We start from the raw sequence: 14079 nt of genomic DNA, 5'->3' as shown, positions 1-14079 counted from the left end.
TCATTATCGGTTTGGAGACCGGGCGACGGCGGGCGCCGCCCGGGGTTTCATGGCTTAATCAGAGGCCGCTATTGTCGGCCGCCGACTTCAGCGCATCTTCGGGAGAGGACTGGCCGAGCAGCGATTCCTGGATCGCCTGTTGCAGCGCGGTCGAGAGCTCCTGATATTTCGGCGTCGTCGGACGCGGATACATCGCGGCAAGGCCGATCTTGGCGGCGGAGATCAATTCTTCCTGACCCTTGGTGACATCAGGGTCCTCATAGGAGGACGCCCAGATCGGCAAGCTGAGCTTGGCATAGGCATTCTGCGTCGCCTGCGAGGTCATGAAGGTGATGTATTTCCAGGCCTCATCAGGATGCTTGCTGGCCGAGGTGATGCCGAGGCCCATCGAGCCGTTGACGGCCGAAGCCTCGCTTTTGCCGGCAACACCCGGCGCCGGCACGACGCCGACCTTGCCTGCGACCTTGCTGTCCTTCGGATCGTTGGCCATGTTGTACATGTAGGTCCAGTTCAGCGCGAAGGCGGCATCGCCGTTTTCGAAGACCTTACGGACGTCCTCTTCGAGGAATTCCTTGGAGTTCGGATTGGTGAGGCCCGAGGAATAGCTGGAGACCATGTATTTCAGTGCATCGAGGCCACCGCCGGTCTGGAAGGCCGGCTTGCCGTCCTTCAGGAAATCGCCGCCATAGGCGCTGACGAGCGTGGTGTAATCGCAGATCGCGGCTTCGGCCTGCGACCAGCTCCAGGCGATCGGCGTGGCGAGCAGGCCCTTGTCCTTGATGGTCTTTGCCTGTTCGGTCAGCTCGTCCCAGGTCTTGGGCGGAGTCTTGATGCCGGCCTTTTCGAGGATCTCCTTGTTGTAGAACAGGTATTTGGTGTCGAGGATCCACGGCATGCCGTAATATTTGCTATCATATTGCACGGTGGTCCAGGCTCCCGGCAGCACACCTTTCTTCATCTCGTCGGTGACGCGAGAGGAGACGTCGACCAGCACCTTGTTGCTGGCGTATTCTGCCGGCCAGATGACGTCGAAGAGGACAACGTCGTAACCGCCGCCGGAACCCTGCGCCAGCACCGTCTTGTCGTGCAGGCCTTCATAGGGAACGAATTCGAGATTGACCTTGATATCGGGGTTCGCCTTGGCGAAGGCGTCGGTCATGGCGCGCACATCGGCCTCGCTATAGGCGGCCTGGGCCATGAAAAGCGCGTTCAGCGTCGTTTCGGCGAAAGCATGCGGCGCAAGGGATGCGCCGATCAATGCCGCACCGAGAAGCGTCTTGTTAAGGGATTTCAGCATTGCAGCCTCCAGTTTTTGACATTTACGCATTGCCGAGGGCGGTTCTCCGCCATCGGTGTTCGAGCAAGCACGCGCGGAAAGCGTGCCGGTTCGTCGTCTCGGAGCGTCGTTGGAGCCGTTGCCCGCCTCCTGCGTTCCCTGGAACTCTCCGGTTCCTCATTAAGTCAAGTGTATTGACTTATTACTTCTTCAACATTCTATTGGAGTCAAGAGGGAATTGCACATGAATGACAGCCGCCCGATCCGGGCCAAGAGCGGCACCAATCACGAAGGCACCAGCGCACATAACCGGCGCGTGATGATCGATGCCCTGAGGATCAACGGCGCGCTTTCACGCGCCGATCTGGCGCGGGCGACGCGGCTGACCAAGCAGACGGTGTCCAATATCATCGAGGAACTCGAGCGCGACGGTCTCGTCAGTTCGCAGGAGGCGGTGAGAAGGGGCAGGGGCCAGCCCTCGACACCCTATGGCCTAGTGCCCGAGGGCGCCTTTGCGATCGGCCTGCAGATCGACCGGCATGTGACGCGGGCGGTCGCCGTCGATCTCGTCGGCAGTGTTCTCGTGCGTGATGAGGCCGGGCTACCACCTGGAGGTCCGTCGAATGGGACGAAGGTCATCCTCGACCTCGTCGCCGGCATACGCTCAAAGCTTGCCGGGGTCGTCCAGCAGTCGGAAAAGCGGCTGGTTGGCCTCGGCGCCGCCATGCCTGGGCCTTTCGGGGTTGCCGGCAGCGGTGACGATCCTTGGATGATGGAGGCCTGGCAGAAATTTCCGTTGTTGGAAACGCTGACCGCCGGCACCGGGCTCGATGTCGGCCTGCAGAACGATGCGGCGGCGGCGGCGACCGCCGAGCGCATGGTGGGAGTTGCCCACGGCCTCGACCACGCCGTCTGCCTCTTCGTCGGCTATGGCATCGGCGCCGGCCTCATTCTGAACGGCGAACTCTACCGCGGCACCAACGGCAATGCCGGCGAGATCGGCATGGCGCTGCTGTTTGCCGACGGCAAATCGACGCCGCTCGAACATCGCGCCTCGCTCGCCTCGCTCTATCAGCATCTATCGGTCGATCCCGCCGACCCTCATCTCCACGCACGTATCAACGATCTTGCCTTGAGAGGCGATCAAAGCATCGACGCCTGGGTTGAGGCGGCCGCTGTGGACCTGCGCTGGAGCATCCATCTCATCGAGACGCTGTTCGATCCGCAGACCGTCATCCTCTGCGGCAGCGCGCCGGAAGCGCTGGTGAACAGGTTGATTGCGGCAATCGGCCCATTGCTGCCCTCGATCGCCGAACGTAGTGGCCGGACGCTGCCGCGCCTGCAGTCCGGCATGGCCGATCCCTGGTCGGTGGCGCTTGGCGCTGCGGCCGGACCGATCAGCCGTGCGTTCGATCCGCGTTTTGCTGCAATTTTGAAGGATTCCCTTTGATTTGGAGGCTGAAACCGGGCGTTGCACAGCCGTGTAAGGGCAAAATGCGGCTGTTTTGCAAGTTTCGTTCCAACTCGGCGCGCGAATAAAGGCGCTTCTTTCCAATATAATTGAACATTAAACGCGTTCTAAAATTGCGTTTGTTTTAGTGTAGATATATAGTATTTCAAATACATTTGAGATCTCTACAAAATTTCTTTAAATATTTCCCGAAATGTTACGAATAATGATTGTATGACTGCTTTGTGACAACTGGAATTTGAACATTTCATGTCATGTAATATTCATTGGCGGGGGCAATTTCAACCAGCTAATAGGGCGTGCGCTGAAAGTGCGCGTCCTTTTACGTTCGAGGTTCTCATGCAAGCCAAGCTTCTCGGCGCCGTTGGCGCCCTTCTCGCTACAGCGTTTCTTGCTGGTCCCGCTGCCGCCGCCGATAAGACCAAGATCGACTTCTGGTTCGGCAATTCCGGGGACATCGCAAAGCGTGTCCAGGAGCAGTGCGATCGCTTCAACCAGTCGCAGGCCGACTACGAAGTCGTCTGCACCAGCCAGGGCAGCTATGACGCCTCCCTGCAGAACACCATCGCCGCCTTCCGCGCCGGCAAGCAGCCGACCATCGCCCAGGTCTCCGACGCCGGCACCCTCGACATCATGCTCTCCGGCGCCTACTACCCGGCAAACAAGCTGATGACCGACATGGGCTATACCGTCGACTGGAAGGACTATTTCTCCGGTATCTCCGGTTATTACGCGACATCGAAGGGCGAGATGTACTCCTTCCCCTTCAACTCCTCGACCGCTCTTCTCTACTGGAACAAGGACGCCTTCGCCAAGATCGGCAAGGATCATGCTCCGGCAACCTGGAAGGAAGCAGGCGAGGACCTCAAGGCTCTGAAGGATGCAGGCTATGCTTGCCCACTCGGCTTTGACATCTCCAACAATGAAGTCTGGCAGTACATCGAGCAGTTCGAAGCCGTCAACGGCGAAGCGATCGCCACGAAGAAGAACGGCTTTGAAGGTCTGGACGCCGAGCTGGTGTTCAACAAGAACCCGCTTCTCGTCAGCTACGTCAAGGATCTCAAGTCCTGGTACGACGACAAGCTTGTCGTCATCAAGAACAAGGCTGTCGGCCAGACCTTCGTCGAAGCCTTTGCCGCCGGCGATTGCCAGGTCATCCTGACCTCGGTCGGCGACCACGGCAATGTCGGCCGCACCGCCAAGCAAGGCATGAACTGGGACGTTGCCATGCTCCCGACCTACGGCGACGCAGCCCGTCACAGCTCTTACGTCGGCGGCGCTTCGCTCTGGGTTCTGCAGGGTCACTCCGACGCCGAATACAAGGCTGCCGCTGCCTTCTTCAACTTCATCGCAAAGCCGGAAGAAGCTCTTACCTGGTCGACCGTTACCGGCTACATCCCGGTTCGCAACTCCGGTTTCGAATATCTGAATAAGCAGGGCTTCTACGGCAAGGCGCCTTATGCCGGCCGCGAACTCGCCATTCAGAGCCTGACCGCTTCTCCGGCTGGCGATGCGGCTCCGCAGGGCATCCGCCTCGGTGGCCTGCTGCAGGTCCGCACCGAAATCGCCAATGGTCTGCAGGCAATCTTCGTTAACAATGCCGATGTCAAGGCTTCGCTCGACAGTGCTGCCGAACGCGGCAATACGCTGCTCCGTCGCTTCCAGCAGACCTACAAGAACGTTCAGCTCCCCTGATCGCTTGGATAATGAGCCGCACCCGGCCCGCGTTTTGCGCGCCGGGTGCGTCTTTGTAAGTCTCAAATTGTCGCGGATGCGGCCTCGCCGCGCACGCCTAAAGCGCGCCGCAATCTTTCCGGTTCGCTCCTCGCGCTTTAGATCTATATTTTGACGCATGTCGCTACAGCAAAACTGCTGCGCGACATGCTTTAAACCAAACCAGGACGAAAACGACCACTCATGGAAAAGCGCGTCACTTTCTCCTCGACGACGATCGGACTGCTCTTCGCATTTCCGATGCTGTTGCTGATCTTCGTCTTCTTCTACTGGCCGAGTGCGCAGGCGCTCTATTGGGCGTTCACGCTCGAGCAGCCATGGGGCGGCGGTAATGCCTGGGTCGGTTTCGACAATTTCAGACAGCTGCTCACCGATCCTGTTTATTGGGACTCGATCACCCGCAGCATGATCTTCGGCTTCAGCTCGACGGCCATTGCCATGGGGCTGGCGCTGATCCTGGCGCTTTTGACGGATCGGGAGCTGCGCGGCCACAAAGTCTACCGGTCAGTCTTCATCTGGCCTTACGCGATTGCCGCTCCCGCTCTCGGCCTCGCCTTCCGCTTCATCCTGGCGCCGGAGGCCGGCCTTCTGTCGGTTATCAACCACGTCTGGCCCGGCCTCTGGAACCCCGCACTCGACGGCAAGGACGCGATGATCGCCGTCATTGTCGCCTTCTCCTGGAAATATATCGGCTACAACTTCATCTTCTTCCTCTCGGCGCTGCAAGGCATTCCGCGCTCGCTGATCGAAGCCGCCGCAATGGACGGTTCGGGACCGATGCGCCGTATCTGGGATATCCAGCTGCCCCTGCTGACGCCGACGCTGTTCTTCCTGCTCGTCATCAACATCACCGAGAGCTTCCAGGATTCCTTCGGTATCGTCGACATCATGACGCAGGGCGGCCCGGCGCGTGCCACCGAGCTCATGGTCTACAAGATCTATTTCGACGGCTTCAGAGGTCTCGACTATTCGGGCGCCGCAGCGCAGTCCATCATCCTGATGGTGCTGGTTGTCCTACTCACCATCTTCCAGTTCCGCTTCATCGAGCGGCGGGTGCACTACAAGTGAGGTCGCGGACATGATCGAACGCACGCCGATATTCAACTTCATCTGCTATAGCCTTCTCGCGCTCGGTATGGTGATCGCGCTTTTGCCTTTCGCCATCGTCATCATCGCGTCGACGCTTGATCTGGAGACGGTCAATCGCGTGCCGCTGCCGCTGACGCCGGGCTCGCATTTCTGGGAAAACGCTGAGACCGCCTGGGTTCGCGCCGATCTCGGCAACAAGCTGTTCCACAGCATCATCTTCGCCGCAACCGTCGGCGCCGGCAAGGTCATGCTGTCTTCCATGGCAGCCTTCTCGATCGTCTACTTCCGCTTCCGTGGCCGGTATGTGATTTTCTGGATCATCTTCATCACGCTGATGCTGCCGCTGGAAGTCCGCATCGTGCCGACCTATTCGATCGCGGCCAACGCCCTGCAGCCTTTCCAGACGATCCTCGATGTCACCGGCATAAGCTGGCTCGTTGCGCAGATCACCGGCATCCAGATCAAGCTCGAATGGGGTCTGCTGAATTCCTATCCCGGTCTCGTTTTGCCGCTGGTCGCAACCGCGACCGGTACCTTCCTCTACCGGCAGTTCTACCTGACGGTTCCGGACGAGCTTGCCGAGGCCTCGAAGATGGACGGATCAGGCCCGGTCCGGTTCTTCTGGGACATTCTGCTGCCGCTCTCCCGCCCAAATATGATCGCGCTCTTCACCATCATGTTCGTCTGGGCCTGGAACCAGTATCTCTGGCCGCTGCTGATCACCACCGATCCGAATTTCGGCATCGCCGTGACGCAGCTCAAGACCCTCATCCCGTCCGAATTCGGTCTGCCCGACTGGAACGTTGCCATGGCCGGAACCCTGATCATCATGTCGCCGCCATTGATCCTCGTCATTCTGATGCAGCGCTGGTTCGTACGCGGCCTTATCTCCACCGAGAAGTGAAGGAGTATTCCCTTGGCACCGATCTCCATTCGTGGCGTGAAGAAAAACTACGGCAAGACCCCCGTCGTTCACGGCGTCGATCTCGACATCCAGTCGGGCGAGTTCATCGTCATCCTCGGCCCATCCGGCTGCGGCAAGTCCACGCTGCTGCGCATGATCGCCGGCCTCGAGGAAATCACCGGTGGTGAAATCGCCATTGACGGCCGCGTCGTCAACCAGCTGGAGCCGCGCGAGCGCGGCTGTGCCATGGTGTTCCAGAACTATGCGCTTTATCCGCATATGAGCGTTGCCGAGAATATCGGCTACGCATTGAAGGTGGCCGGTGTCTCGAAGGCAGAGCGGAGCCGGCGCATCGGCGAGGTCGCCAAGGCGCTCAGCCTCGAACCCTTCCTCGAACGCCGGCCGGCCGCTCTTTCCGGCGGTCAGCGCCAGCGCGTCGCCATGGGCCGGGCGATGATCCGCGAGCCGAAGGTGTTTCTCTTCGACGAACCGCTGTCGAACCTTGACGCCAAGCTGCGCATTGCCATGCGCGCTGAAATCCGCCGCCTGCACCGCCGCCTCGGGGCCACTTCGATCTTCGTCACGCATGACCAGACCGAGGCGATGACGCTGGCCGATCGGCTGGTGGTAATGAACGGCGGCAGGGTGGAGCAGGTCGGCACGCCCGAAGAGGTCTATCATCATCCGGTCTCGCGCTTCGTTGCGGGCTTCGTCGGCACGCCGGCGATGAACCTGCTCGAGGGCACGATCAATGACGAGGGCGTCTTCGTCTACGATCAGAGCCGCATGGTGGCGCTGCCACGCGAGCGCGCCGCACCGCTGAAAGGCAAACGCGTCGTGCTCGGCATGCGTGCCGAGGCCGCCCGGCTGGTGGCCCCGGATGCGCCAGGCGCCTTGGTAGCAACGACCGATTTCATCGAAGAGCTCGGCGCAAGCCGCATCGTCCACGCCGATTTCGACGGGCTACCCTTTGCCGTGGCGCTGACTGAGGCCGTGAAGGTGAAGTCGGGCGATCCGATCGGCATCGCGATCGATTACGACCAGATCCACCTCTATGCCGCCGATACCGGCCGGATCATCGAGAAGCCTGTTATGAACAGCGCAGGCGTCGTCCACGCCTAAAGCGGTCTGCGACGTTCCTTTGCTATGATCTTGGCAGAGCGTTCGGCGGCTGAGGATGTCAGCCGCTTGCTCGACGGTGAATTGCTCTAACGGTGGATCGGGTCGATCCAAGCGACGTCTTCCGGCTTTTCGACCGGCTCGATGTCGAGGTTGACGACGACCGGTTCCTGACCTGATCGGACGAGCACGCATTCCAGCGTCTCGTCGCGGCTGGCGTTGATCTCCTGATGCGGCACATAGGGCGGAACATAGATGAAGTCGCCGGGGCCGGCCTCCGCGGTATACTCCAGATGCTCGCCCCAGCGCATGCGGGCCTTGCCCTTGACCACGTAGATGATGCTTTCGAGATCGCCGTGATGATGGGCGCCGGTCTTGGCGTTGGCATGGATCGTCACCGTGCCGGCCCAGATCTTCTCGGCCCCGGCGCGCGCATTGTTGATCGCGGTCGCGCGGTTCATGCCTGGCGTCTGCGCGGTGTTCGGATCGAGCGAATTGCCGGGAATGACCTTGACGCCATGTTCCCGCCAGTCGACGTGATGATGCTCGTGGTCGTCGCCCATGCCTTGCCTCCACCTTCGATCTGGGCAGTCTAGGCGGGCGTCGAGCAGCGGCCAAGTGGATTCACGGCTGCCCGGGGTTTCATGAGTGCGCCTGCAAGCGTTCTCGATGACTGCCGGATGCTGATATATCTGATTGGCACGAACATGCCGGCTGGTCGCCCCAGGCGGAATAGTTTTTGTCGAAAGTCGGAAAAGCTAGACGAAGTTGGACTGCACAATATGTCGGCACCTCGATAGCTTCTTTGCACAACGAAAGAGCCGAGCCGATGAGCCACCTCCCGCAGATCGATTACGACACCGCCTCGGAAGAGGTTCGTGCGGCGCATGACGAGGAAGTCAGGCTGCGCGGGCGCATGACCAACATGAAGCGGACGCTACTGCACTCGCCGGCCGCTCACCACATCTATGCCGAATGGTTCACGCTGCGCGCCGAGCTCGATCCCGCCATCAGCGACCGGGAAATCTGGATCTTCTCGCATGCGATCTCGAAGGCGGCGAAATCGAAGATCGCCATCACCTTCTTTCGCCGGGCGCTGATCAACAAGGGTTTCGATCCTGACGCGCTGGAGCTTTCCGAAGAGGAGGCGCTGCTGGACGCTTTCGGTAAGGCGATCGTTACCGATTCCAACGCCGTTCCCGCCGAAATCTGGGCGAAGCTGAAACAGCGCTACGAAACCAAGGTGCTCGTCGATCTCGTCGCCTTTGCCGGCATCATGCTTGCCACCGCCGTCTTCAACAATGTCGTCGAGGTCGATTTCGACCCCGAGCTTGAAGCTTTTGCCGAAGGCAACAGTTCATCCGCATCCTGAATTTCAAAGATCATTTGAGGGAGTCCATCATGTCTATCATCACCAAGCGCTCGCGCCTGCTCGGGACCGTTTTCGGTCTTGCGCTGGTTTTAGGCGCAACCGCCACACAGGCCGAGACGCCGGCCAATGTTCTCGTCGTTGCGCAGTCGATCGACGACGCCCTCAGTTTCGACCCGGCCGAAGGATTCGAGCTCACCACCGTGCAGTCCTTCAACAATCTCTATCAGCGACTCGTCCAGTCGAACCGCGAGGATGGCACCAAGATCGAGCCGGCGCTCGCTGCTTCTTGGGAAGCGGGCAGCGATGGCAAGAGCCTGACCTTCGCGCTCACTGACGCCAAGTTTTCTTCCGGCAATCCGGTGCGTCCCGAAGACGTGGTCTTCTCGCTGACTCGCGCCGTGAAGCTCAACAAGTCGCCGGCCTTCATCCTCAACGAACTCGGCTGGACGGCCGACAATGTCGATACTGCCGTCACGAAGGTCGACGACACGCATGTGAAGCTCACCTGGAGCGCCGATGTCGGTTCGGGCTTCGCGCTGTCGCTGCTGACGGCGCCGATCGCTTCCGTCGTCGACGAGAAGACAGTCGCCGCGGAAGCCAAGGACAATGATTTCGGCAATGCCTGGCTGAAGGTCAATTCGGCCGGCAGCGGTGCCTATACGATCGCCACCTACACGCCGCACGAAGCGCTCGTGCTGCAGGCGAATGCGAATTCCTCCGACAAGCCGAAGCTCGAAAGCGTCATCATCCGCAATGTGCCCGATGTCGGCGCCCGCCGCCTGCTCGTCGAGCAAGGCGATGCCGATATCGCACGCGGCCTCTCGGCCGACCAGATCGATGCGTTGAAGGGCAAGAGCGGCATCAAGGTCCTCTCGGTCCCGTCTGCCCGCACCGATTATATCCTGCTCAACAGCAAGGCGAACGAGACGCTCGGCAAGCCGGCCTTCTGGGAAGCGGCGCGTTACCTCGTCGATTACGACGGCATTACCAAGAACCTGCTGCGTGGCCAGAGCAATGTGCACCAGGCCTTCCTGCCGGTCGGCTTCCCCGGCGCGCTGACGGACAATCCGTTCAAGCTCGACGTCGAGAAGGCGAAGAAGATCCTCGCCGACGCCGGCATCAAGACGCCGTTCAAGGTTGAATTCATCGTCTTCAACGACCAGCCGTTCCTGTCGATCGCGCAGTCGCTGCAGTCGACCTTCGCCCAGGCAGGCATCGATCTCGACATCCAGCCGGGTGTTGCGAGCGACATCTATGCCCGCGGCCGTTCCGGCAAGTTCGAGATGACGCTGCGCTACTGGATCCCGGATTATTTTGATCCGCATTCCAATGCCAGCGCCTTTGCGATCAACCGCGACAACTCCACCAACACGGCCGCCAAATATGCCGGCTGGGTGATCCCGGAGCTGACCGACGAGACGCTTGCCGCCGTTAAGGAGCAGGATGCCGCCAAGCGCGTTTCGCTCTATCAGGACCTGCAGAAGAAGATCCAGGCAAGCTCGCCCTTCGTTTTCATGCTTCAGGGCAATGACCAGGTCGTGCTAAGCGACAAGGTGAAGAACTACGCCCAGGGCCTGAACGCCGATCAGGTCTATTACGACAAGGTTGAAAAATAAGTGCCGCAGACGGCAACACCTTTGACTGCCGACACCAACGACTCCCGCCAGAGCAGACGCTGGCGGGAGTCGTCTTTCGTCCGGCCACTTCTCAAGTGGCTCTGGTCCTTTGCGCTGACTCTGTTCGGCCTGGCGCTCGTCACCTTCACCATGACGCGGCTGTCGCCGATCGATCCAGCGCTGCAGCTCGTCGGCGATCACGCGAGCCAGTCGACCTACGAGGCTGCGCGTGTCGAACTCGGGCTCGATCAGCCGCTGCCGGTGCAGTTCCTGCGTTATCTCGAAACGGCACTCTCCGGCAATTTCGGCCAGTCGATCTCGACAGGCCAGCCGGTGGCGAAAGATATCGCCCGCACCTTTCCGGCGACGATCGAGCTTGCGACCGCGGCGATCATCCTCGGTGCCGTCATCGGGCTTGCGCTCGGCATTGCCGCCGCCATGCGGCAGGGCACATGGGTGGATAGCGCTGCCCGCTTCGTGTCGTTGTTCGGTTATTCGGTGCCGATCTTCTGGCTCGGCCTGCTGATGCTTCTGCTCTTCTACGCTCGCCTGCACTGGGCGCCGGGTCCGGGCAGGGCGGATGTCGTCTTCCAGTATACGGTCAAGCCGATCTCCGGTTTTGCGCTGATCGATACGTGGATATCGGGCAAAACAGATGCCTTTAAGGATGCGCTGGCGCATCTGGCGCTGCCGGCGATCGTGCTCGCCTTCCATGCGCTTGCCGCGATCTCGCGGCTGACGCGGGCGGCGATCCTGACCGAGCTCGGACAGGAATATGTGACGACGGCCCGTGCCAAGGGCGCTAGCCTTCGCCGTATTACCTTCATCCACATCATGCCCAATATAGCGGGCACGCTGCTGACCGTGATCGCGCTTTCCTATGCGAGCCTGCTCGAAGGCGCGGTGCTGACCGAGACCGTCTTTGCCTGGCCGGGCATCGGCCGTTACCTCACGACGGCGATGTTTGCCGGCGACATGCCGGCGATCCTCGGCGCCACACTCGTCGTCGGCGCGTCCTTCGTGCTGCTCAATGCGCTGACCGATCTCGGCGTCTCGCGCCTCGATGCGGGGAGTCGGCGATGAGCGTGATCGTGCATGCTCCGGTCGGCGGGCCGTCCTTCCTCAAGCGCATGCTGCGCTCACCCTCGGCGGCAGCCGGTCTTGTCGTCGTTGCCGTCATCCTGCTTGCCGCACTTCTTGCGCCAGTAATCGCTCCTTACGACCCCAACCTGCAGGAAACCGCCAACCGGTTGATGCCGCCGACCTCGGCGCATTGGTTCGGCACCGATGCCTTTGGCCGGGATATACTGTCGCGGCTGATCTATGGCGCGCGGCCGACCCTGCTGCTGGTGCTTGTCGTCGTTCTGCTGATGGCGCCGCTCGGCATCGTCGTCGGCATTCTCGCCGGTTTCTTCGGCGGGCTGACCGAACGCCTGTTGATGCGCGTCACCGATATCGTCATGTCCTTCCCGCGGCTGTTGCTCGCCTTCGCCTTCGTCGCCATCATGGGACCGGGCCTGATCAACGGCGCGCTGGCGCTGGCGCTGACAAGCTGGCCCGCCTATGCCCGGCAGGCCCGCGTCGAGACAGCGGCCCTGCGGTGCAGCGATTATCTTGCCGCCGCCGAAATGGTCGGTATCAAGGGTGTCCGGCTGCTTTGGGGGCATATCCTGCCGCTGGTGCTGCCATCCGCCATCATCCGGCTGGCGCTTGATCTCTCAGGAATCATCCTCGCCGCCGCCGGTCTCGGCTTTCTGGGCCTCGGCGTGCGCCCGCCGACGGCGGAATGGGGATCGATGGTTTCGGAAGGAACGCAGGTGATCTTCGATCAGTGGTGGGTGGCCGCGGTGCCGGGTCTTGCAATCTTCATCACCTCATTCGCTTTCAACCTGCTTGCCGATGGGTTGCGCGATATCCTGGATCCGCGCCATGACTGAGGGGCTTCTTTCCGTCGAGGATCTGACAATTTCCTTTCTCTCCGAGGCCGGCCCTCTCCGCGTCGTCGACGGCATCTCCTTTGCCATCGGCCGCGAGGTGGTGGCGCTCGTCGGCGAATCCGGTTCCGGCAAGTCGATGACCGGCCGTGCGATCATGGGCCTGCTGCCGCGCCAGGCGGATATCCGGGCAAGGCGGCTGGAGTTCGACGGGCAGGATCTCACAGCACTTTCGCCCTCCGGCTGGAACAGGCTGCGCGGCGCCGGCATCGGCCTCATCCTGCAGGATCCGAAATATTCGTTGAATCCGGCGCATCGGATCGGCCGGCAGGTCGAGGAGGCATTGCTGCTGCATGCCCGGCTCTCGGCTGGCGAGCGGCGCGACCGCGCTCTCGACATGCTTGACAAGGTCGGACTGCCCGATCCGAAGCGGGTCTATTCGAGTTATCCCGCAGCGCTTTCCGGCGGCATGGGGCAGCGTGCGATGATCGCCGCCATGCTGATCAACCGCCCGAAGCTTTTGATCGCCGACGAACCGACTTCGGCGCTCGATCGCGGGCTGCAGGACCAGATCCTGACGTTGCTGCGCTCGCTGACGGAAGAGCTCGGCATGGGGCTGCTGCTGATCAGCCACGATCTGCAGCAGGTTTCGCGTTATGCCGACCGGGTGATGGTGATGCGGCGGGGCAGGATCGAGGAGGAGATGGCATCCGCCGATCTCGCCAATGCCAAATCGGCCTATACCAGGGCGCTTTGGGCAGCACGGCCTTCGGCCGCCACCTACGGCACGCATCTGCCAGTCTATGGAGAAGAGCCATGACCGCGCTTTCCCTGGACAATCTTTCCGTCACTTTCCATGGCCATGGCCATGGCCAGGGCGGCGGCAAAGGCTTCACCGCCGTTCGCGATGTGAGCTTCACAGTTGCATCAGGCGAGACCTTCGGTCTGATCGGCCCTTCCGGCTGCGGCAAGACGACGGTGTTGCGCGCCGTTGCAGGATTGAATATCGGCTGGCAGGGTGCCATCAGCGTGTTCGGCGAGCCGCTGCATCCGGGCCGGAAGATTACCGGCGCGCTGCGCGGCAATATCCAGATGGTGTTCCAGGATCCCTATTCCTCGCTGCATCCGCGCCATCGCATCTCGCGTATCCTGGGCGAGCCGTTGTCGCTGCGCGGCATTGCCGGCGTCGAGGAGGCGGTGCGTATCGCGCTCGATCAGGTCGGCCTCTCGGCTGCGATCGCCGGCCGCTACCCGCATCAGCTTTCCGGCGGCCAGCGCCAGCGTGTTGCCATCGCGCGGGCGCTGCTGCTGAAGCCGAAGCTGTTGTTGCTCGACGAGCCGACTTCGGCGCTGGACGTCTCGGTGCAGGCGGAAATTCTCAATCTGCTCAACGATCTGAGGGCTGCACATGGCATGACCTTCGTGCTGGTCAGCCACGACCCCGGCGTCGTCGCCCATATGTGCGACCGTGCCGTCACCATGCAGGCGGGCGGCATCGAAAGCCTGCTCGACCGCGCCGCGCTGTCTGGAAACGGCTGGGTCGAGCAGTCAAGCCTTCGCTGAG

General features: G+C 61.3%; 13 protein-coding genes. 11 read left to right on the top strand and 2 right to left on the bottom strand.

Annotated elements, in window-relative coordinates:
* Positions 1-58: 58 nt before the first annotated feature.
* The gene (locus AC244Q_RS17725) at positions 59-1297 is read right to left on the bottom strand and encodes an extracellular solute-binding protein (protein ID WP_012758753.1); all 1239 of its coding nucleotides are present in this window, start codon (positions 1295-1297) and stop codon (positions 59-61) included.
* Between the two features lie 223 nt (positions 1298-1520).
* Here AC244Q_RS17725 and AC244Q_RS17720 point away from each other — a divergent pair, with 223 nt between their 5' ends.
* From AC244Q_RS17720 to AC244Q_RS17700, 5 genes are all read left to right on the top strand, one after another.
* The gene (locus AC244Q_RS17720; protein ID WP_012758752.1) at positions 1521-2726 is read left to right on the top strand and encodes an ROK family transcriptional regulator; all 1206 of its coding nucleotides are present in this window, start codon (positions 1521-1523) and stop codon (positions 2724-2726) included.
* Positions 2727-3086: 360 nt separating this feature from the next.
* Positions 3087-4442, top strand: coding sequence for an extracellular solute-binding protein (locus AC244Q_RS17715; protein ID WP_017995014.1), 1356 nt, complete (start codon positions 3087-3089; stop codon positions 4440-4442).
* Positions 4443-4664: 222 nt separating this feature from the next.
* On the top strand, positions 4665-5549 hold the full coding sequence (locus AC244Q_RS17710) for a carbohydrate ABC transporter permease (protein ID WP_012758750.1): 885 nt from the start codon (positions 4665-4667) through the stop codon (positions 5547-5549).
* A gap of 10 nt (positions 5550-5559) precedes the next feature.
* Positions 5560-6474, top strand: coding sequence for an ABC transporter permease subunit (locus AC244Q_RS17705; protein WP_017995013.1), 915 nt, complete (start codon positions 5560-5562; stop codon positions 6472-6474).
* A 12-nt stretch (positions 6475-6486) separates the two neighbouring features.
* Complete coding sequence (locus AC244Q_RS17700) at positions 6487-7596, top strand: sn-glycerol-3-phosphate import ATP-binding protein UgpC (RefSeq protein WP_012758748.1); 1110 nt, start codon at positions 6487-6489, stop codon at positions 7594-7596.
* 86 nt (positions 7597-7682) lie between these two features.
* Here AC244Q_RS17700 and AC244Q_RS17695 read toward each other — a convergent pair whose 3' ends face one another.
* The gene (locus tag AC244Q_RS17695) at positions 7683-8156 is read right to left on the bottom strand and encodes a cupin domain-containing protein (RefSeq protein ID WP_003542461.1); all 474 of its coding nucleotides are present in this window, start codon (positions 8154-8156) and stop codon (positions 7683-7685) included.
* A 266-nt stretch (positions 8157-8422) separates the two neighbouring features.
* Between AC244Q_RS17695 and AC244Q_RS17690 the strand changes: the two genes are divergently transcribed.
* Genes AC244Q_RS17690 through AC244Q_RS17665 form a run of 6 tightly spaced genes read left to right on the top strand, consistent with a single transcriptional unit; the run spans position 8423 to position 14078 of the window.
* Positions 8423-8965 (top strand): carboxymuconolactone decarboxylase family protein, encoded by a 543-nt coding sequence (locus tag AC244Q_RS17690; protein WP_012758747.1) that lies wholly within the window; start codon positions 8423-8425, stop codon positions 8963-8965.
* A gap of 29 nt (positions 8966-8994) precedes the next feature.
* Positions 8995-10581 (top strand): ABC transporter substrate-binding protein, encoded by a 1587-nt coding sequence (locus AC244Q_RS17685; RefSeq protein WP_113546058.1) that lies wholly within the window; start codon positions 8995-8997, stop codon positions 10579-10581.
* The gene (locus AC244Q_RS17680; protein WP_113546057.1) at positions 10582-11664 is read left to right on the top strand and encodes an ABC transporter permease; all 1083 of its coding nucleotides are present in this window, start codon (positions 10582-10584) and stop codon (positions 11662-11664) included.
* On the top strand, positions 11661-12518 hold the full coding sequence (locus tag AC244Q_RS17675) for an ABC transporter permease (RefSeq protein ID WP_113546056.1): 858 nt from the start codon (positions 11661-11663) through the stop codon (positions 12516-12518). Before AC244Q_RS17680 ends, AC244Q_RS17675 begins: the two co-directional genes overlap by 4 nt.
* Complete coding sequence (locus AC244Q_RS17670) at positions 12511-13335, top strand: ATP-binding cassette domain-containing protein (RefSeq protein ID WP_113546055.1); 825 nt, start codon at positions 12511-12513, stop codon at positions 13333-13335. The genes AC244Q_RS17675 and AC244Q_RS17670 overlap by 8 nt, the downstream gene beginning before the upstream one ends.
* Positions 13332-14078 (top strand): ABC transporter ATP-binding protein, encoded by a 747-nt coding sequence (locus AC244Q_RS17665; RefSeq protein ID WP_113546054.1) that lies wholly within the window; start codon positions 13332-13334, stop codon positions 14076-14078. Before AC244Q_RS17670 ends, AC244Q_RS17665 begins: the two co-directional genes overlap by 4 nt.
* Position 14079 lies beyond the last annotated feature (1 nt).

Source organism: Rhizobium sp. CB2179 (assembly GCF_057653455.1).
This window is presented reverse-complemented; position numbering and strand designations above follow the sequence as displayed.

Bases quoted from the DNA above. Each gene is read 5' to 3' on its own strand.
- AC244Q_RS17725 (WP_012758753.1), bottom strand. From the start codon at position 1,297: ATGCTGAAATCCCTTAACAAGACGCTTCTCGGTGCGGCATTGATCGGC.
- AC244Q_RS17720 (WP_012758752.1), top strand. From the start codon at position 1,521: ATGAATGACAGCCGCCCGATCCGGGCCAAGAGCGGCACCAATCACGAA.
- AC244Q_RS17715 (WP_017995014.1), top strand. From the start codon at position 3,087: ATGCAAGCCAAGCTTCTCGGCGCCGTTGGCGCCCTTCTCGCTACAGCG.
- AC244Q_RS17710 (WP_012758750.1), top strand. From the start codon at position 4,665: ATGGAAAAGCGCGTCACTTTCTCCTCGACGACGATCGGACTGCTCTTC.
- AC244Q_RS17705 (WP_017995013.1), top strand. From the start codon at position 5,560: ATGATCGAACGCACGCCGATATTCAACTTCATCTGCTATAGCCTTCTC.
- AC244Q_RS17695 (WP_003542461.1), bottom strand. From the start codon at position 8,156: ATGGGCGACGACCACGAGCATCATCACGTCGACTGGCGGGAACATGGC.
- AC244Q_RS17690 (WP_012758747.1), top strand. From the start codon at position 8,423: ATGAGCCACCTCCCGCAGATCGATTACGACACCGCCTCGGAAGAGGTT.
- AC244Q_RS17685 (WP_113546058.1), top strand. From the start codon at position 8,995: ATGTCTATCATCACCAAGCGCTCGCGCCTGCTCGGGACCGTTTTCGGT.
- AC244Q_RS17675 (WP_113546056.1), top strand. From the start codon at position 11,661: ATGAGCGTGATCGTGCATGCTCCGGTCGGCGGGCCGTCCTTCCTCAAG.
- AC244Q_RS17670 (WP_113546055.1), top strand. From the start codon at position 12,511: ATGACTGAGGGGCTTCTTTCCGTCGAGGATCTGACAATTTCCTTTCTC.
- AC244Q_RS17665 (WP_113546054.1), top strand. From the start codon at position 13,332: ATGACCGCGCTTTCCCTGGACAATCTTTCCGTCACTTTCCATGGCCAT.